The sequence below is a fragment of the Rhizobium sp. RSm-3 genome (assembly GCF_001854685.1).
Taxonomy (GTDB): domain Bacteria; phylum Pseudomonadota; class Alphaproteobacteria; order Rhizobiales; family Rhizobiaceae; genus Rhizobium; species Rhizobium ecuadorense.
On sequence record NZ_MAWZ01000060.1, the window covers coordinates 20151 to 38279 of the forward strand.

15 protein-coding genes and 1 tRNA gene are annotated in these 18129 nt (G+C 61.8%); 9 read left to right on the forward strand and 7 right to left on the reverse strand.

The window, feature by feature from the left end:
- Positions 1-24 precede the first annotated feature (24 nt).
- A complete protein-coding gene (locus BBJ66_RS31540; RefSeq protein WP_244511795.1) occupies positions 25-825 on the reverse strand; it encodes a LysR family transcriptional regulator in 801 nt (266 codons plus the stop codon).
- A 175-nt stretch (positions 826-1000) separates the two neighbouring features.
- Here BBJ66_RS31540 and BBJ66_RS31545 point away from each other — a divergent pair, with 175 nt between their 5' ends.
- The 3 genes from BBJ66_RS31545 (at position 1001) to BBJ66_RS31555 (ending at position 3338) form a co-directional block, all read left to right on the forward strand.
- Positions 1001-1669: a DsbA family protein gene (locus BBJ66_RS31545; protein ID WP_071093403.1), complete on the forward strand. Its 669-nt coding sequence runs from the start codon at positions 1001-1003 to the stop codon at positions 1667-1669.
- Between the two features lie 30 nt (positions 1670-1699).
- A complete protein-coding gene (locus tag BBJ66_RS31550) occupies positions 1700-2308 on the forward strand; it encodes an NAD(P)-dependent oxidoreductase (RefSeq protein WP_071093134.1) in 609 nt (202 codons plus the stop codon).
- A 121-nt stretch (positions 2309-2429) separates the two neighbouring features.
- Entirely contained in the window at positions 2430-3338 is a 909-nt protein-coding gene (locus tag BBJ66_RS31555) for an MBL fold metallo-hydrolase (RefSeq protein WP_071093136.1), read from the forward strand.
- Positions 3339-3469: 131 nt separating this feature from the next.
- On the opposite strand, the gene mutT is transcribed toward BBJ66_RS31555, so the two are convergent.
- The 4 genes from mutT to BBJ66_RS31575 all read right to left on the reverse strand — a co-directional run bounded on the left by mutT (position 3470) and on the right by BBJ66_RS31575 (position 7023).
- On the reverse strand, positions 3470-3898 hold the full coding sequence (mutT, locus tag BBJ66_RS31560) for an 8-oxo-dGTP diphosphatase MutT (protein ID WP_003590017.1): 429 nt from the start codon (positions 3896-3898) through the stop codon (positions 3470-3472).
- Positions 3895-4701: a GNAT family N-acetyltransferase gene (locus BBJ66_RS31565; protein ID WP_071093137.1), complete on the reverse strand. Its 807-nt coding sequence runs from the start codon at positions 4699-4701 to the stop codon at positions 3895-3897. The genes mutT and BBJ66_RS31565 overlap by 4 nt, the downstream gene beginning before the upstream one ends.
- Complete coding sequence (gene argJ, locus BBJ66_RS31570; protein ID WP_049732800.1) at positions 4682-5923, reverse strand: bifunctional glutamate N-acetyltransferase/amino-acid acetyltransferase ArgJ; 1242 nt, start codon at positions 5921-5923, stop codon at positions 4682-4684. The genes BBJ66_RS31565 and argJ overlap by 20 nt, the downstream gene beginning before the upstream one ends.
- A 218-nt stretch (positions 5924-6141) precedes the next feature.
- Positions 6142-7023, reverse strand: a complete 882-nt coding sequence (locus tag BBJ66_RS31575; RefSeq protein ID WP_049732775.1) for a peptidylprolyl isomerase — start codon at positions 7021-7023, stop codon at positions 6142-6144.
- A 245-nt stretch (positions 7024-7268) separates the two neighbouring features.
- Between BBJ66_RS31575 and secA the strand changes: the two genes are divergently transcribed.
- The 3 genes from secA (at position 7269) to BBJ66_RS31590 (ending at position 12858) form a co-directional block, all read left to right on the forward strand.
- The gene (secA, locus tag BBJ66_RS31580) at positions 7269-9986 is read left to right on the forward strand and encodes a preprotein translocase subunit SecA (RefSeq protein WP_071093139.1); all 2718 of its coding nucleotides are present in this window, start codon (positions 7269-7271) and stop codon (positions 9984-9986) included.
- A 178-nt stretch (positions 9987-10164) separates the two neighbouring features.
- Positions 10165-11580, forward strand: coding sequence for an oligosaccharide flippase family protein (locus BBJ66_RS31585; RefSeq protein WP_071093406.1), 1416 nt, complete (start codon positions 10165-10167; stop codon positions 11578-11580).
- Positions 11581-12858, forward strand: a complete 1278-nt coding sequence (locus BBJ66_RS31590) for a GNAT family N-acetyltransferase (RefSeq protein ID WP_049732773.1) — start codon at positions 11581-11583, stop codon at positions 12856-12858.
- Between the two features lie 31 nt (positions 12859-12889).
- Here the strand turns inward: BBJ66_RS31590 and BBJ66_RS31595 are convergent, their stop codons facing one another.
- Positions 12890-14521, reverse strand: coding sequence for an AMP-binding protein (locus tag BBJ66_RS31595; protein ID WP_071093141.1), 1632 nt, complete (start codon positions 14519-14521; stop codon positions 12890-12892).
- A 250-nt stretch (positions 14522-14771) separates the two neighbouring features.
- Here BBJ66_RS31595 and BBJ66_RS31600 point away from each other — a divergent pair, with 250 nt between their 5' ends.
- Entirely contained in the window at positions 14772-15752 is a 981-nt protein-coding gene (locus tag BBJ66_RS31600) for an aldo/keto reductase (RefSeq protein ID WP_071093143.1), read from the forward strand.
- 81 nt (positions 15753-15833) lie between these two features.
- On the opposite strand, the gene BBJ66_RS31605 is transcribed toward BBJ66_RS31600, so the two are convergent.
- The gene (locus BBJ66_RS31605; RefSeq protein ID WP_049732798.1) at positions 15834-16412 is read right to left on the reverse strand and encodes a TetR/AcrR family transcriptional regulator; all 579 of its coding nucleotides are present in this window, start codon (positions 16410-16412) and stop codon (positions 15834-15836) included.
- 127 nt (positions 16413-16539) lie between these two features.
- Here BBJ66_RS31605 and BBJ66_RS31610 point away from each other — a divergent pair, with 127 nt between their 5' ends.
- Together BBJ66_RS31610 and BBJ66_RS31615 are read left to right on the forward strand one after the other, a co-directional pair.
- Complete coding sequence (locus BBJ66_RS31610; RefSeq protein WP_071093145.1) at positions 16540-17835, forward strand: MFS transporter; 1296 nt, start codon at positions 16540-16542, stop codon at positions 17833-17835.
- A 124-nt stretch (positions 17836-17959) separates the two neighbouring features.
- Positions 17960-18044: transfer RNA gene (locus BBJ66_RS31615), tRNA-Leu, on the forward strand.
- The last annotated feature ends 85 nt before the right edge of the window (positions 18045-18129 follow it).

An 18129-nucleotide genomic window follows, 5' to 3' on the forward strand; every position in this document is an offset into this window, starting at 1 on the left:
TCATGGCCCCGGGCGGAATTTCTGCTACTTGTCCCGTAGCCGCGTCGCCAGGAAGTCGATGAGCGCCCGAGCGGCCATTGGAAGGTGCCTTCGGGACACATAGAGTGCATGGATGCCGAGCGTGTTCGGCTCCCAATCGGGCAAGACCACCACGAGCCTGTTCGTCTGAACCTCCGGATCGGCGGCAAACCGCGGCAGCATTGCGATGCCGAGATGGGACAGCGCCGCGCACTTCAGGGCAAGAGCGTCATTGGTTTGGAAGCCTCCCAGCACGGGAACGACAACCTGTGCATCGTGATTTTTCAGAGTCCATTCTGTCCCTCCAAGGTGTGTGTAGGTGAGACACCTATGGGCGTTCAGATCCTCTGGTCTGGTTGGTATTCCATACTCCGTCAGATAGCGCGGCGAAGCATAGAGCCGCGACGGGCACTGTCCCAGGCGTTTTGCGATCAACGACGGGTCCAGGTGGTTGGCGATCCGGATCGCCACATCGATGCGGTCTTGCACGAGGTCGACGGTGCGATCTGAAATCTGCAGATCGATCCTGATGCGCGGATAGAGCTCCGCAAACTTTGAAAGGAGCGGGATAAGCTGTGCCTCTGCCAGGATGCTTGGCGCCGTCACCCGGAGCAGTCCGTGAGGGGTATCGGCGCGGCTTGCGACTTCCGTCACTGCGTCGGCGACACGCACTATTTCCCGGCATAATTCGAGAACGCGTTCTCCGGCGGACGTCAAGCTGAGCTGCCGCGTCGTTCGGTGAAGCAGCCGCGTGCCGGACCAGTCTTCCATAGAGGCGATGTAGCGCGATGCCATTGCCCTGGACATGCCCAGTTCTTCAGCCGCGGCGGAGGCGCTCCCTCGCTCGACTGTCTTTAGGAGGACTTGTGCCGCGACCACCCGATCCATTTATTTGCTCGATCCATGCAACATTCTGTGGCGTATATTGGCCTTTATCTTCGATTTTTGCAACATTATATTCGCCTTAACAAAAGGACGTGACATGAAAACCGACATCGAGCTTCAGTACTATTTCGACCCCCTCTGCGGCTGGTGCTACGCAAGCGCCCCCGCGCTGGCCGGTCTTGCCGAGAATTTCTCGGGTCAACTCAAGATGTTTCCCTCCGGCTTGTTCGTCGGAGGCAGGCCGATCTCCTCGATATCAGACCATGCCTGGCGCAACGATCAGAGAATTCAGGCTCTCACGGGGCAGCGTTTCTCTGAAGAGTATCTCCAGAACGTCCTACTGGCACCGAACGGCGTTTTCGACTCGGGACCTGCGACGCGCGCGCTCACCGCACTTGGGGAACATGATGCGATGCTCGAGCCTCGTTTCTTGCACGTCATCCAAATCGCCCGCTATCTCAAGGGGCGCGACACGTCCGACATTCAGGAGGTGGCGACGATCGCCGTCCAGGTCGCTGCCGAGCATGACATCGAACTGACTGCAGAGACCTTCGCTGAAAGGCTCCGGAACGACTCCGCTCTTCAGGAGCGCACGCTGGAGCGGATGGAAGATACGCAACGTCAGATGAACATCCTCGGCATTCGCGGGGTCCCACAGCTCGTCGCCCTCATCGAAGGCGAGGCCCGCGTCCTCAGCGGCGAGGCCCTGTATCACGGTCCGGCTCACCTCATCGCAGCGCTCGACGAGCTCTGTGCAGACGCATGAAACATCAATCCCAACACTAGGAGTAATAGCATGAAAATCGCTCTTATCGGAGCTTCCGGTCAGGCCGGCTCCCGCATCCTGTCCGAATTGTCAGCGCGCGGCCATACCGTCACCGCGATTGCCCGAGATCCCTCCAAGGTCGCATCTCTCCCGCACATCACCGCCGCCTCAGGCGACATCGAGGCACCGGAAGCTCTGGCGGGGATTCTGGAAGGGCATGATGCAGTCATCAGCTCGGTGCATTTCTCCGCCAGCGATCCGGACAAGCTGCTTGGCGCCGTCAAGGCCTCCGGCGTTCGTCGCTACTATGTGGTGGGCGGGGCGGGCAGCCTCGAAATCGCTCCGGGCGTCCTCCTCGTGAACACGCCCGAATTCCCGGCGATCTACAAATCTGAAGCGCAGGGCGGCGTCGACTACCTGAATAAGCTGAAGGCTGAAAACGACCTCGACTGGACCTTCTTGTCGCCGTCGGCCGCATTCGTACCCGGCGAGCGGACCGGCACTTTCCGCCTCGGCAAGGACGCACTCCTGACGAACGAAAACGGCAGCAGCATTTCCTTCGAGGACTTCGCCGTCGCCCTCGTTGACGAGATCGAAGCCCCGGCCCATGTCAGGCAGCGTTTCACCGTCGGCTATTAATCCGATCTTCCAAATCTGAATCCTTCACTGCAGCGTGGTCGACACCCTTCGGGTGTCGGCTGCCGCCGGCCCCTTCCGCCTTCAGGGTAGGATCGACTCCCCCAACCACGTGAATTAGAAAATGATCAACAGACGCACCACCCTCAAGACGATCGCCGCAGCAGTTGCTGTCATGCTTCCCCTCGCTACATCAGGTGTCGCGCAGCAGGAAAAGCCAACCCTGTCATGGACGGCGTTCAAGGCCGGCGAAGCGGGCTTCCTGCGCGCTCCGGTCCTTGTAACCGGCAAGACGGAAGCCGTACTCATTGACTCGAGCTTCAGTTTTTCGGACGGCAAGGTCGTCGCCGATGCCATCAAGGCCAGCGGCAAGCACCTGACCACGATCTATATCACCACCAACGATCCCGACTACTATTTCGGCCTCGCGCCCGTGCATCAGGCCTTTCCGGATGCTCGCATCCTCGCTGCTCCTGACACCGTTGCGCTGATGCGGAAGAAGGCCGAAGGCAAGATCAAGGCATGGTCGCCTGTTCTGGGCGACAACGGTCCGAAGTCGGTCTCCGATCTCATTTTCCCGGAAGCGAGCGACATTGACACGCTGTCCGTCGATGGCGAGAAACTCGAAATCGTCACCGCGCCGGGTGTCAAGGATCGCGGTCGCTATATCTGGGTTCCGTCCCTCAATGCCGTGTTCGGCGGCGTGGCGGTCTTCGGCGGCATGTATCCCTGGGTAGCCGATCTTCCGACAATCGAGGAACGAAAGGCTTGGCGCGCGGCGCTTGACGACATCCTCGCCCGCAAGCCCAAGATCGTCGTACCGGGTCACGGCACGACCACGTGGCCGACGGATGTTTCCAGCGTCAGCTTCACCCGCGATTACCTGATCGCATTTGACGCCGAAGCAGCCAAGGCCGCGGACTCCAAGGCATTGATCGCAGCCATGAAGAAACTCTACCCCAAGGCCGCTATGCCGATTTCCCTGGCACTGGGCGCGAAAGTCGCCAAGGGCGAAATGACCTGGGGTCAGTGAGAAGAGCGGCAAAACTCGCGGCTATCCAGGCCGCGAGTTCCAAGCATGATGCCGAAAAGTGTAGGTGGTTTTCTCATGACATCATGCTCTAACTCTTTAATTTAGAACAGGATTCAGATTTCGCCAGCCTGTTAAAGCAAATCCTGCAGCATCGGGATCAGCGGCTCGTCGGCGGGTGGCATCGGGTAATCGCGCAGCGCCTGCGGACGCACCCATTTCAACGCCTGTCCCTCGCGGCCCTGCGGAATGCCCTCGTAGCGCCGGCAGATATAAAGCGGCATCAAAAGGTGGAAGGTCTCGTAGGAATGGCTGGCGAAGGTCAGCGGCGCCAGGCAGGCGATCTTCGTCTTGATGCCGAGTTCTTCCTCGAGTTCACGCACCAGCGTTTCTTCAGGCGTCTCGCCGGGCTCGACCTTGCCGCCGGGAAATTCCCACAATCCGGCCAGCGACTTTCCCTCGGGACGCTGTGCCAGGAGGATACGCCCGTCGGCATCGATCAGCGCACAGGCGGCCACCAGCAATATCTTCCGGCCATTGCACTGTATGAGAGGCTCGCTCATCGCGGCTCCTGCTGCCAATAGCAATAGTGATAGGCGTCGCGAAAACCGAGCCGTTGATAGAGTGCGATGGCCGGACGGTTGGACAGCTTTACCTGCAGCCAGGCCGAGCGGGCGCTGCGCATGCGCGCCCAGCGCAGCGCCGAGGTCAGGATCTCGGTGCCGAGCCCCTCGCGCCGCCGCGTTTCGGAAACCGAAAGCGACATGATGCCGGCAAGGTCATTGTCCTGGACGCAGAGCACGGTCGCCAGCGGCCCGTCCGCCGCATTCTCGATCATGAACAGACCCGACGGCGGTTTGATCGCCGAAATGATTTCGGCAAGCGCCGGCTTCAAGCTGAGCGGCGCCCGCTCGACGGCGAGATTGGCGTCGACGAAACGGCCGACATCATGGGTCGGCAGATGGTCGAGCGTATCCGGCAGCTCGGCCTCGGCAAGATCGCAGGTCATTACCACCGTCTCGTCGAATTGCTTCCAGTTCTGCGCACGGAGAAGATCGATCAACACCGGCGAGGCAAGCGGCGTCTGGCGGACCACGGCGGCGCGGCCATAGGCCTCGAATTTCCGGCTCGCCTTTTCCAGGCGGATTTCGACGTCGCGATAATCCGAGGGATCGAGCGGCACGATCGAATTCAGCCGGTTGGACGGGTGGCCGGCCGTCAGCCGCACCTGCCAGCTGCCGTCATATTGCACCGACGCCGCCGGCCAGGCACGGAAGCCGACGGCCTCCAGCCTGCGCACCAGCGGCAGATTCTGTGAAGAGATGGATGCCTGCACCAAAGAACGATCAGCTCCGATAGTCGCCATTGATCGCAACATATTCCTTGGTGAGGTCGCAGGTCCAGACGGTTGCCGTGCCGGTGCCAAGGCCGATATCGACTTTGACGGGGATATCCTGGGCTTTCATGACATTCGAGGCCGCTTCCTCCGAATAATCGGGATCACGCTCGCCGTTGACGGCGACCCTGACGTCGCCGAACCAGATGGCGAGCCGGTCGCGGTCGGCCATCTCGCCGGATTTGCCGACGGCCATGACGATGCGGCCCCAATTGGCGTCTTCGCCGGCGGCCGCCGTCTTGACCAGCGGCGAATTGGCGATCGACAGCCCGATACGCTTGGCGGCGGCATCGCTCTCGGCGCCCGTCACGGTGATTTCGAGCATCTTGGTGGCGCCCTCGCCGTCGCGCACCACCTGCAGCGACAGATCCTTCAGCACCGCGTTGAGCGCGGCGCGGAAGGCGGCAAGGCGCGGGTCGTCGGCGCGTTCGATACGGGCCTGGCCGTCCTCGGCCGCAGCCCCAGTCGCAAACAGCATCAGCGTGTCGGATGTAGAGGTGTCGCTGTCGACGGTCATGGAATTGAACGTCGGGCCGACGCCATCGGACAGCAGCACCTGCAGCGCGGCGGGCGCGATGTCGGCATCGGTGACGACGAAGGACAGCATCGTCGCCATATCGGGCGCGATCATGCCGGCGCCTTTGGCAATGCCGTTGATCGTCACGGCAACGCCGCCGATCTCGGCGCTGCGGGTCGAAACCTTCGGATAGGTGTCGGTCGTCATGATCGCCTTGGCGGCCTCGAACCAGAAATCGCCGGTGGCTTCGGTGTGCATCCGGTCGAGCACGCCGGCGAATTTGGTGGCGTCGAGCGGCTCGCCGATGACGCCGGTCGAGGCCAGGTAGACCTCGTTTTCGCCGCAGCCGACAGCTGATGCTGCCGACTTCGCCGTCAATGCGGTCGCCTGGCGGCCCTTCAGGCCGGTGAAAGCGTTGGCATTGCCTGAGTTGACGACCACCGCACGCGCACTGCCATGCGGCAGGTTGGCCCGGCAGAAATCGACCGGCGCCGATGGGCATTTCGAGCGGGTGAAGACGCCCGCAACGGCCGCCGGCTTGTCGAAAACCATCATCAGCACGTCGGTGCGGTTCTTGTACTTGATGCCGGCGGAAGCCGTTGCCATGCGCACGCCGCGCAGCGGCGGCATGGAGACGAAGGATTTCGGGGCAAGCGGAGAGACGGAACCGGACATGATGAAACCTGCCAATGGGCATTTCCGGGCAAAATCGGCAGCGGTTCGCCGTCCGGAAATGCGACAACAACAACGATATTACAGCGCCGCGCGTCTTTTCAGACGCGCGAAGGACGCTGTAACACTTTAAAATTACTGCATAATTTCGCCGTTAATCGATTCCGATTTAAGGAATTATGCAGTAAAGGGCCCGGAAAAACCGGGCCCTGATGCGATTATTACTGCTTCGGCGCCGGCGCGACGGGCTCACTGCCCGGCTCCGGCTGCTTGTTGGCCTGTTCGTAACCCTTGCGCAGCGTCTCGTCGCTGATTTCGATCTTGGCCGAGGCCTTCGCCTTGTTCAGAAGCTCAAGATACTTGTCGCGCATGACGAGCTGACGAACCTGATCCTGCACCTGCTCGAAGGGCGGCGGCGGGGCGTCGCGCTTATCCTCGACCTTGATGACGTGATAGCCGAAATCGGTTTTAACAGGCGTCTTGGAATAGGTGCCCTTTTCAAGCGCGAAGGCCGCGTCCTCGAATTCCTTGACCATGCGGCCGCGCGAGAAATAGCCGAGGTCGCCGCCTTCCGACTTGTTCGGATCGGTGGACTTTTCCTTGGCGAGTTCGGCGAAATCCTTGCCGGCGTCGAGCTGCTTGATGATGTCCTTGGCTTCGTCTTCGGTCTTGACGAGGATATGACGGGCGTGGACTTCCTCCTGCTTCGGCAGGGCGGCGACTTCCTTGTCGTAGCGGGCCTTGACTTCTTCAGGCGTCACGATGTCGACGACATGCTTCTTGAAGTAGGCGTTGTGCAGCTCGCGGTCGGTGAGATACTGCATGCGCTTCTTGAATTCGTCGGTCTGATCGAGCTTCTCGGCCGCAGCGTCGGCGGCAAGCAGCTTCACGTCGATGGCGGCGGAAAGGGCTGCGACCTTCTTCTGGTCATCGGGAAGCTGCGCCAGCTGCGGGTCGAGATTGGCGACGGCAAGGTCGAGTTCCGACTGGTGAATCTCCAGATTGCCGACCTTGGCGATGACGGCGTCATCGGCATGGGCCGGGGCCTGGAGCGCAACAAAAGTTGCAAACGCCAGAACGGCAAGTTTGTTGGTGGTCAACATGAAATACCCTTCACAGTTACATCGCCGCTTTCAGCATCGCCTGAATCGGCCCAAAATAGCCATCAACACCGGATTGTGGCCTTTCTGTATCCGCCAAATCCGTTGACATCATTCGACCCCCCTCTTATCTGTCACGCAACCTCGCGTCCAGAACAGTTTCCGGGCGTTTTAAGGCGCGCGCCTGATTTTCGGCTGGGCCGCGAACAACAAACGCCGGGGATGAATATTGAGAAAGGACCAGTCATATGGTCAGCTTTGGCGGTCTAGCCCGCAAGTTATTTGGGTCCTCCAATGACCGCCGCGTGCGGTCTTTCCAGCCGAACGTCGCTGCCATCAACTCTATCGAAGAGAAGACCAAGGCCCTGACGGACGAGCAGCTCGCGGCAAAGACCGTGGAGTTTCGCGCTCTGCTTGCCGAGGGCAAGACGCTCGACGACATTCTGATCCCGGCCTTTGCCGTCGTGCGCGAAGCCTCGCGCCGCGTTCTCGGCCTGCGGCCTTTTGACGTACAGCTGGTCGGCGGCATGATCCTGCATTCCAATGCGATCGCCGAGATGAAGACCGGTGAAGGCAAGACCCTGGTCGCCACCCTGCCGGTCTATCTGAACGCGCTGTCTGGTAAGGGCGTGCACGTCGTCACCGTCAACGATTACCTCGCCCAGCGCGATGCCGCGACCATGGGCCGCATCTACGGCTTTCTCGGCATGACCACCGGCGTGATCGTCCACGGCCTCTCCGACGAGGAACGCCACGCGGCCTATGCCTGCGACATCACTTATGCCACCAACAACGAACTCGGCTTCGATTATCTACGCGATAACATGAAGTACGAGAAGAACCAGATGGTCCAGCGCGGCCACAACTTCGCGATCGTCGACGAAGTGGACTCGATCCTCGTCGACGAGGCGCGCACACCGCTGATCATCTCCGGTCCGCTCGACGACCGCTCCGAACTCTACAATACGATCGACGCCTTCATTCCGATGCTCGTACCCAGCGATTACGAGATCGACGAAAAACAGCGCTCGGCCAATTTCTCCGAAGAGGGCACCGAGAAGCTGGAAGATCTGCTCCGCCAGGCTGGCCTCCTGAAGGGCAACGCACTCTACGACATCGAGAACGTCGCGATCGTCCATCACGTCAACAACGCGCTGAAGGCCCACAAGCTGTTCCAGCGCGATAAGGACTATATCGTCCGCAACGACGAAGTCGTTATCATCGACGAGTTTACCGGCCGCATGATGCCGGGCCGCCGTTATTCCGAAGGTCAGCACCAGGCGCTCGAAGCCAAGGAAAGGGTGCAGATCCAGCCGGAAAACCAGACGCTGGCGTCGATCACCTTCCAGAACTATTTCCGCATGTACGCCAAACTCGCCGGCATGACCGGCACGGCGCAGACGGAAGCGGAAGAATTCGCCAACATCTACAATCTCGACGTCATCGAGGTCCCGACCAACCTGCCGATCAAGCGCCTCGACGAGGACGACGAGGTTTACCGGACCTTCGACGAAAAGTTCAAGGCGATCATCGAGGAGATCCTCGACGCCCATAAACGCGGCCAGCCGGTACTGGTCGGCACCACCTCGATCGAGAAATCGGAACTGCTCGCCGAGCGTCTACGCAAGCAGGGCTTCGACGACTTCCAGGTGCTGAACGCCCGCTATCACGAGCAGGAAGCCTATATCGTCGCCCAGGCCGGTGTGCCGGGGGCCATCACGATCGCCACCAATATGGCCGGCCGCGGTACCGACATCCAGCTCGGCGGCAACCTCGACATGCGCATCGAGCGCGAACTCGGCGAAGTCGAAGCCGGTCCGGAACGGGAAGCCCGAATCCAGGCGATCGTCGAGGAGATCAAGGAACTCAAGCAGAAGGCGCTCGCCGCCGGCGGTCTCTACGTCATCGCCACCGAACGCCATGAAAGCCGCCGCATCGACAACCAGCTGCGCGGCCGCTCCGGCCGTCAGGGCGACCCCGGCCGCTCGAAATTCTACCTCTCGCTTCAGGACGACCTGATGCGCATCTTCGGCTCCGACCGCATGGACAGCATGCTGACGAAGCTCGGTCTCAAGGAGGGCGAGGCGATCGTCCATCCCTGGATCAACAAGGCCCTGGAGCGCGCCCAGAAGAAGGTCGAAGCCCGCAACTTCGATATCCGCAAGAACCTCCTGAAGTATGACGACGTTCTCAATGATCAGCGCAAGGTGATCTTCGAGCAGCGCCTTGAACTGATGGAATCGACCAATATTTCCGAGACCGTTTCCGACATGCGCCGTGAGGTGATCGAGGACATGGTCGACAAGCACATCCCGGAGCGCGCCTACGCCGAGCAATGGGATGCCGCCGGCCTGAAGACCGGTGCCTTGAACATCCTCAATCTCGATCTGCCGATCGAGGACTGGGTGAAAGAAGAAGGCATCGGCGAAGACGATATCCGCGAACGCCTGACACAAGCCACCAACGCCGCCTTCACGGAAAAGGCCGAGCGTTTCGGCGACGACATCATGCATTATGTCGAACGCTCGATCGTCATGCAGACGCTCGATCATCTCTGGCGCGAGCACATCGTCAATCTCGACCATCTGCGCTCCGTCATCGGCTTCCGCGGCTATGCCCAGCGTGATCCGCTGCAGGAATACAAGTCGGAAGCCTTCGAGCTGTTCACGGGCCTCCTCAACAATCTGCGCGAGGCCGTCACCGCCCAGCTGATGCGCGTCGAACTGGTGCAGCAGGCCCCTGCCGAACCGGAACCGCCGCTGATGCAGGCCCATCACCTCGATCCGACCACCGGCGAGGACGATTTCGCCCCGGCGATCTACCAGGCATCGGAAGTCATCGTTTCGCCTGAGAACCGTAATCCGGATGACCCGGCCACCTGGGGCAAAGTCGGCCGCAACGAGACCTGCCCCTGCGGTTCCGGCAAGAAATACAAGCATTGCCACGGCGCCTTCGAGCAGGTCTGAGGCAAGCCGCAAAGATTGTGAAAATGCCGCCTTCGGGCGGCATTTTCTTTTCCGCGGCAGCGGTGGAAAACCGTAATTTCAGCGCCGCTGACAAGCCCGATCCGGAACCGTTTCTTAACCCTGTTCTGTCAAGACTTCGGGACGATTTGCCTGACCTTCAGAGTTTTGCGTGTTCATCATGGCGGTCATAGAAACAGCGGAAAAGATGCTGCCAGCGGGCCTGCGCCCGATCGGCGGCCGCGCGCTGCGCATGCTTGCGGCCGTGCTCACCGAGCGTGGTGAGAAGGCGGCCGCTCAGCGCATGGCGCTGACGGCCTTTTCGATCCGCATCCTCAGCGCAGCCCTCGCCTTCATCTCCCAGATCGTCCTTGCCCGGCTGATGGGCGAATATGAATACGGCATCTTCGTTTTCGTCTGGGTGCTGGTCGTTGTCTTCGGCGATCTCTCATGCCTTGGTTTCCACACGGCGATCATCCGCTTCCTGCCGCAATACAGGGCAGCCGGCGCCTTCGAGGAGATCCGCGGCCTCACCGGCACGGCGCGCATCTTCGCGCTGCTTTCGGGCACGGTGGTGCTCGCCGCCGGCATGCTGGGGCTGCATTTCTTCGGTCATATGATCCAGGTCTATTATCTCGTCCCGATCTTCCTCGGCCTGCTCGCCATGCCGATGATCGCGCTCGGCGACATTCTCGAAGGCACGTCACGGGCAAACCACTGGCCGGTCATGGCGCTTGGCCCGGTCTATATCGTCCGGCCGATCCTGATCATCCTCTTCATGCTGATCGCCATCGCCATCGGCGCCGAGCATACGGCCGTCACCGCCATGCAGGCAGCGCTCGTCGCGACCTTCGTCACCGCGCTCGGCCAGTATGCCGCTACGCTCTATCGCCTTCGCCGGCATTATGACAAAGGCCCGCATAAGGTCGATTTCCTCGCCTGGTTCAGCGTCGCCTTTCCGATTTTCCTGATCGAAGGCGTCAGCTTCCTGCTCACCAATTCCGATGTCGTCGTCGTCGGCATTTTCCTCGAGCCGCACGACGTCGCCATCTACTTCGCCGCCGCCAAGACGATGGCGCTGGTGCATTTCATCAATTTCTCGGTCAAGGCCGCCTCCGGCCCGCGCTTTTCCTCGATCATCGCCGAAGGCGACCATGCACAGCTGGCGACTGCCGCGATCGACGCCGCCCGCTGGACCTTCTGGCCCGCACTCGGCGTCGGCCTTGTGGTGCTTGCCGCCGGCCATCTTCTGCTGTCGCTCTTCGGCGGCGCCTTTACATCGGGTTATCTGGTCATGGCGATCCTGCTCGCCGGCATCCTCGCCAAGTCTTTGGTCGGCCCGGCCGAAACGCTGCTGATGATGGCCGGCAAGCAGAACCTCTGCGTCGCGCTTTATGCCGGCGCGCTGGCAGCCAATGTCGGCCTCAACCTTGCTTTGATCCCGCATTACGGCATCGAAGGCACTGCGATCGCCACGGCTTCGGCCATGGCGGTCGAGGCGATCCTGCTGCACCTTGCCGTGCGCCGCACGCTCGGCATCGTCCTTTTCGCCTTCGCCAGCCCCTCCGCCGCAACGCCAGAAATGAGAGTTCGATAGATGGTGCGTATTCCTCCCCTTACCGAAAGCACCGACAGCATTGCCAACCGCATGGTGCATGATCTCGCCGCGCTGCATTTCGAAGCGCCGCGGGCCGAGGCGCGCGCCGAGATCGGCCGGCCGGGACGCGAACTCTGCGTCTATCCCGGCAAGCTCGGCTATGATCTTCAGGAAGAGCTCGACTTCCTCTCCAACCGGGCGATGGAGCCGAACGTCTTTTTCTCCGGCCGCTTCCTCGCGCCCGCCATGCCGCGGCTCGAAGACCGGCAGGTGAACTTCGCCCTGATCCGCGACCACAATGCCGGCCGCAGCCGCATGCGTTTTCTGCTGCCGTTTTCGGTGGACAAGCCGGGTTTTGCCGTCGGCCCGTCGATCATCCGCGGCTGGTCGAACAGCTTCGGCCCGCTCGGCACGCCGCTGGTCGACAGCGAGGATGCCGCCGAGACCCTCGACAATCTTTTCGAGGGCCTGACGGCGCGCGATCTCAATCTGCCCGGCATCGTGGTTCTGCCGGATCTCCGGCTGAACGGTATTTTCGTGCGCATGGTCAAGGCGGTGGCGCTCAGCCGCAATCTCCCCGTCACGGTCGCCAATCCCTATTTGCGGCCGATGCTGCAGAGCGACGATGAGGCGCCGGCCTATCTCGGCCGCACCATCTCTTCCTCGCACATGCGCGAAATGCGCCGCCAGTGGCGTCTGCTGGAGGAACAGGGAACGGCGGTTTATGCCGTCGCCCGCCAGCCACGCGAAATCCATATCCGCTTCGAGGAATTCCTGGCGATGGAAGCCGGCGGATGGAAGGGCAAGCGGCGCAGCGCCCTCGTCACCGATCGCTATCATACCGCCTTCGCCCGCGAGGCGGTGTCCAACCTTGCCGCCGTCGACGCCGTGCGCATCCACACGATCGATCTCAACGGCAAGGCGATCGCCGCCATCGTCGTGCTGATGATGGGTGGCGAGGCCTATACCTGGAAGACCGCGTATGACGAGAACTATGCCCGCTATTCGCCGGGCAAGCTGCTGATGAGCGAACTCACCGAATGGCATCTCGACGACGCCAATATCGTCCGCTCCGATTCCTGCGCCGTCTCGGACCATCCGATCATGAGCCGCTTCTGGCAGGAGCGCGAGGAGATGGGAACGCTGGTGATCGGCCTGACGCAGAACAGCGACCGCGACATGCGCCAAGTCTCAGCCCAGCTCCACATGTACCGCAGCACCCGCAACATGGCGAAGATGCTGCGCGAGAAAATCATGTCGCTCGCCGGCAGAAGCTGACGCCCTTTGTTTTATCCATAGAGCGATAGCACTAGACTTCGCCAGCCGCCCTTTCGCGCAGCAGCCGGCGGATCACCTTGCCGGTGGTCGTCAGCGGCAAGGCATCGATGAATTCCACCTCGCGCGGATATTCGTGCATGGAAAGCCGCGTCTTCACCCATTCCCTGATATCGGCGGCCAGCGCCTCGCTTGGATGATGGCCCGGCGACAGCACGATATAGGCCTTGACGATCTCGGTGCGCACGGCATCGGGTTTGCCGACGGCGGCGGCAAGCTGCACGGCGGGATGGCCGATCAGGCAATCCTCGATTTCGGCCGGGCCGATGCGATATCCCGACGAGGTGATGACGTCGTCGTCGCGGCCTTCGAAGGTGACGTAACCATCGGCATCCTGCCGGCCGATATCGCCGGTGAGCAGCCAGCCTTTGACGAATTTTCGCGCCGTCGCCGCCGCATCATCCCAATAGCCGAGGAACATGACGGGATCGGGACTGGCGATGGCGATCTGGCCCGGTTCGCCGACGGGCAATTCGACACCGGCCTCATTGACGATCGCAACACGATGCCCCGGCACCGCCCGTCCGATGGCGCCGGCCCTGGTCACGCCATAGGCAGCGCTCGACGAGAGCACGAAATTGCACTCCGTCTGGCCGTAGAATTCATTGACGGTGATGCCGAGTGTGCGCTGTGCCCATTCATAGGTCTCGCGGCCGAGCGCCTCTCCGGCCGAGCCGATGGTGCGCAGCACCAGATCGTATTTCGAGCGCGGATCGGCGACCGATCGCATCAGCCTCAATGCCGTCGGGGGAATGAAAGCGTTGCGCACCTTCATCTCCGCCATGATGCGGTAGGCCATGTCGGCATCGAATTTCTGCGCCGGCGACGAGACGACGGGAACGCCGAGCAGAAGAGCCGGCAGCAGCGCGTTGAGCAGCCCGCCCGCCCAGGCCCAGTCGGACGGCGTCCAGACCTTGTCGCCCGCTTTCGGAAAGCCCTCATGGGCAAACTGCATGCCGGGAATATGGCCGGGCAGCACGCGGTGGCCGTGCAGCGCGCCTTTCGGCGGCCCCGTCGTTCCCGAGGTGAAAATCATCAGCGCCGGATCGTCCGGGCCGGTCTCGACGGTGTCGAAGGTGGGGGAATGGTCGTCCACCAGTTCGCCGAAGCCGGCCGCATCGGTGCTCGCCCCATCAATGCTGACGATATGTTTCAGCATCGGCAGGCGCTCACGGATCCGGCGGATGCGTTCGAGACCGAAGCCATTGGTGACGACAACAGCCACCCCTGCCGCCTTCAGCCGGTATTCCAGCGCCTCGACGCCGAAGAGCAGCGCCAGCGGCAGCGCGATCGCGCCGGTCTTGTAGATCGCCACATGCGCAATCACCGTCTCGAAGGATTGCGGCAAGAGCAGCGCGACCCGATCGCCGCGTTTTATCCCCAGCGAAACCAGCGCATTGGCAAAGGCCGAGGACCGGTCGGCGAGCGCGCGATAGGTCAGACTGCGGTGATCGCCGTCCGGGCTGAAATGTTCGAGGCAGACCTGCTCGGGCGCCCTCGCCGCCCAGTCGTCGCTGACGGCGCGGCCGATATTAAAATCCTCGGGAATCCGCCAGGAGAAATCGCGATAGAGATCGTCGTAGCGATCATGGGACGGCAGTATCATAGTCGAAATCCAATGAAATGCTGCACCAGCTAACACCTTGTGCTGCAAATGCGCAAGCGACCGGTCCTGAAGGCGATGACAGACCCGGCTTCAAAGCCCATCACGCATTGTTGTGCGCATCGCAGGACCGATTCTTCGCTGGGCGCCCTGCGACTTTGCCGGTTTCCGCGCTAGATCATGGAAAGCCGCCCCTGGGGTATCGAATTGGGGGCATCGAATTGGGTCATCAGATTCATCACGGAGCCGTTTCATGGACTATGCAAAATTTGGTAAGACCGGCCTCGAAGTCTCGAAAATCTGCCTGGGCTGCATGACCTTCGGCGATCCCGGCCGCGGCAATCATGCCTGGAGCCTGCGCGAAGAAGAAAGCCGGGTGATGATCCGCCAGGCGATCGACCTCGGCATCAATTTCCTCGACACCGCCAACACCTATTCCAACGGCTCCTCCGAGGAGATCGTCGGCCGCGCCATCAAAGATTTCGCCAAGCGCGAAGACATCGTGCTGGCGACCAAAGTGTTCAACCGCATGCGGCCGGGCCCGAATGGCGCCGGCCTGTCGCGCAAGGCGATCTTCGACGAAATCGACAACAGCCTGCGCCGCCTCGGCACCGACTATGTCGACCTCTACCAGATCCACCGCTTCGATCATACGACGCCGATCGAGGAAACGCTGGAGGCGCTGCACGATGTCGTCAAATCGGGCAAGGCGCGTTATATCGGCGCCTCCTCCATGTATGCCTGGCAATTTGCCAAGGCGCTCTACGTCTCCCGGCTGAACGGCTGGACCGAATTCGTCAGCATGCAGGACCATCTGAACCTGCTTTACCGTGAGGAGGAGCGTGAAATGCTGCCGCTCTGCGAGGATCAGAAGATCGCCGTCATCCCCTGGAGCCCGCTTGCCCGCGGCCGCCTGACCCGCGACTGGGACGAGGCGACGGCGCGCAGCGAAACCGATGAATTCGGCAAGACGCTTTACACGCAGTCCGTCGACGCCGACCGCAGGATCGTCGAGGCGGTGGCCGAGATCGCCAGGGCCCGCGGCGTCTCCCGCGCCCAGGTCGCAACCGCCTGGATCCTGCAGAAGAGTGCCGTGACCGCCCCGATCATCGGCGCTTCCAAACCGAACCACCTCAGCGACGCGGTTGCCGCGCTCTCGGTCAAGCTCACCACCGAAGAAGTGGCCGCACTGGAAGCACCCTATATCCCGCACGCCGTCGCCGGTTTCAAATAGCCGCCGGCGGGTTCCGGCATTTGCCAAATCAGTTCCCTCCGTCGACACGGAGAGGGATATCGAAACCGCAACTTCCCGAAATTATACCCGGCTGCCGGGATCGAGCTGCCGACGCATCGTCACCAGAAACTGCTCGGCAAGCGCCCGGTCCTCGACCGCGCGGGCCAGGATGACGGCGCCCATCATCGATGACAGCGTGGTGGCGGCATTGGCGCGGCGTTCCTCTTGGCTTGCGCCGGGAACGATCTCGGCGAGCGTGTCGACCAGCACGGCGAGCCCGTCGCTGAAGACCGCGCGCACCGCACCGCGGCTACGGCTCACCTCCTGGATCAGCGTCGCGAAGACGCAGCTGCCGCCAGGGTCGTCGACCGTGCGCCAGTGGATATAATGGTCGAGAAGCGATTCCAGCGGCCGGTCGGGAGAATTGGCGATATGCTCCTTCCAGCGCGTTTCGACCTTGTCGATCAGCTTGCGGCTGACCTCCAACGCCAGGTCGTCCTTCGATGCGAAATGCCCGTAAAAACCGCCATGCGTCAGCCCCGCCGCCTTCATGATGTCGGCGACTCCAACCCCGTCGAAACCGTTCTCGCGAAAAAGCACGCCGGCAACGCTCAGGATTTTCTCTCGGTTTTCGGCAAATTTCTCGCGGCTGACCCGCATTTTCATCTCCAGAAATAGTCGCTTGACAAAATATATGACGTCCATCATGAATACGCAAGAAATATGATGACCATCATGTAAATCCGCCTCCATCTTCCCCAAGCCGAATCCGAACGGAATCTTGCCCATGGTTTCCACAGCGCTTGCCTCCACTCTTGCCCGGCGCAACATCCACTATGGCTGGGTCGTCGTTGCGGCAACCTTCCTCACCATGCTGGTCACAGCCGGCGCCATGGGCGCACCCGGCGTTCTCATCAAGCCGCTGCAGGACGAGTTCGGCTGGGAGACCTCGCAGATTTCCTCGGCCCTTGCGATCCGCCTGATCCTTTTCGGTTTCATGGGCCCGTTCGCCGCCGCCTTCATGAATTATTTCGGCGTGCGCAAGGTCATCGTCTTCGCCTTGGCGCTGATCGGCGCCGGCTTTATCGGTTCGCTGTTCATGACCACGCTGTGGCAGTTGCTGCTGCTCTGGGGCATCGTCGTCGGCTTCGGCACGGGTCTGACGGCCATGGTGCTCGCCGCGACGATCTCCACCCGCTGGTTCACCAGGCATCGCGGCCTCGTCGTCGGCATGCTTTCGGCGAGTTCGGCCACCGGCCAGCTCGTCTTTCTGCCGCTGATGGCGGAGCTGACGCAACGCTACGGCTGGCGCTCCACGGTGTTTTTCGTCTGCGCCATGATCATGGTCGCAGCCCTCGCCGTGCTGGCCTTCATGCGCGACCGGCCCGCCGACCTCAACCTGCCGGCCCTCGGCGAAACGCAGGTAACGCCGCCGCCGGCCGGCACCTCTCTCGGCGTCGCGCTGATGACGCCGATCACCGTGCTCAGGGAAATCTCCAAGACCTCGACCTTCTGGATCCTGTTTGCCACCTTCTTCATCTGCGGGCTCAGCACCAATGGTCTGATCCAGACCCATTTCGTCACCCTCTGCGGCGATTTCGGCATCGTGCCGGTGGCAGCCGCCAGTGTGCTCGCCGTCATGGGCATCTTCGATTTCTTCGGCACCATCGGCTCCGGCTGGCTCTCCGACCGCTTCGACAATCGCTGGCTGCTGTTCTTCTACTACGGCTTTCGCGGCCTCTCGCTGCTCTACCTGCCTTTCAGCGATTTCAGCTTTTACGGCCTCTCCATCTTCGCCGTCTTCTACGGCCTCGACTGGATCGCCACCGTGCCGCCGACCGTCAAGATCGCCGCCGACCGCTTCGGCCGCGAAAAGGCCGGCCTCGTCTTCGGCTGGGTCTTCGCCGGCCATCAGCTGGGTGCTGCCACCGCCGCCTATGGCGCCGGCCTGTCGCGCACGGAGCTGTCGAGCTATCTGCCCGCCTTCTTCGTCGCCGGCGCCTTCTGCCTGCTGGCCTCGATCCTGGCGATCACGCTGAAGAAGTCCGGTCTCACCGCTCCGGCAACGGCCGCCGCCCATTGATATCAAAAGCCTCCGGCCTCGAAACGAGGCCGGATCTCTCTACCGGATCAGTTGGATAACTTCGCTTGCCCGTCTTGCGCGTGCGGGCGCTCGCATGTTAGACAGCCGCCCGTTCGTATCCGTTGCCCCATTGGCGGAATTGGTAGACGCGCTCGACTCAAAATCGAGTTTCGAAAGAAGTGCTGGTTCGACTCCGGCATGGGGCACCAGCCTACGCTCTGTGAGCTTCGGCTCGGCGGGCCGCAGTTCCGTCAGGAACGAAGGCGGACTGGTTCGATCTGCTCCAGTTAGCAA

What these genes read in the sequence shown, in the direction of transcription:
- BBJ66_RS31540 (WP_244511795.1), bottom strand. Translation starts at nt 825, where the DNA reads ATGTCCAGGGCAATGGCATCGCGCTACATCGCCTCTATGGAAGACTGG.
- BBJ66_RS31545 (WP_071093403.1), top strand. Translation starts at nt 1,001, where the DNA reads ATGAAAACCGACATCGAGCTTCAGTACTATTTCGACCCCCTCTGCGGC.
- BBJ66_RS31550 (WP_071093134.1), top strand. Translation starts at nt 1,700, where the DNA reads ATGAAAATCGCTCTTATCGGAGCTTCCGGTCAGGCCGGCTCCCGCATC.
- BBJ66_RS31555 (WP_071093136.1), top strand. Translation starts at nt 2,430, where the DNA reads ATGATCAACAGACGCACCACCCTCAAGACGATCGCCGCAGCAGTTGCT.
- mutT (WP_003590017.1), bottom strand. Translation starts at nt 3,898, where the DNA reads ATGAGCGAGCCTCTCATACAGTGCAATGGCCGGAAGATATTGCTGGTG.
- BBJ66_RS31565 (WP_071093137.1), bottom strand. Translation starts at nt 4,701, where the DNA reads ATGGCGACTATCGGAGCTGATCGTTCTTTGGTGCAGGCATCCATCTCT.
- argJ (WP_049732800.1), bottom strand. Translation starts at nt 5,923, where the DNA reads ATGTCCGGTTCCGTCTCTCCGCTTGCCCCGAAATCCTTCGTCTCCATG.
- BBJ66_RS31575 (WP_049732775.1), bottom strand. Translation starts at nt 7,023, where the DNA reads ATGTTGACCACCAACAAACTTGCCGTTCTGGCGTTTGCAACTTTTGTT.
- secA (WP_071093139.1), top strand. Translation starts at nt 7,269, where the DNA reads ATGGTCAGCTTTGGCGGTCTAGCCCGCAAGTTATTTGGGTCCTCCAAT.
- BBJ66_RS31585 (WP_071093406.1), top strand. Translation starts at nt 10,165, where the DNA reads ATGGCGGTCATAGAAACAGCGGAAAAGATGCTGCCAGCGGGCCTGCGC.
- BBJ66_RS31590 (WP_049732773.1), top strand. Translation starts at nt 11,581, where the DNA reads ATGGTGCGTATTCCTCCCCTTACCGAAAGCACCGACAGCATTGCCAAC.
- BBJ66_RS31595 (WP_071093141.1), bottom strand. Translation starts at nt 14,521, where the DNA reads ATGATACTGCCGTCCCATGATCGCTACGACGATCTCTATCGCGATTTC.
- BBJ66_RS31600 (WP_071093143.1), top strand. Translation starts at nt 14,772, where the DNA reads ATGGACTATGCAAAATTTGGTAAGACCGGCCTCGAAGTCTCGAAAATC.
- BBJ66_RS31605 (WP_049732798.1), bottom strand. Translation starts at nt 16,412, where the DNA reads ATGCGGGTCAGCCGCGAGAAATTTGCCGAAAACCGAGAGAAAATCCTG.
- BBJ66_RS31610 (WP_071093145.1), top strand. Translation starts at nt 16,540, where the DNA reads ATGGTTTCCACAGCGCTTGCCTCCACTCTTGCCCGGCGCAACATCCAC.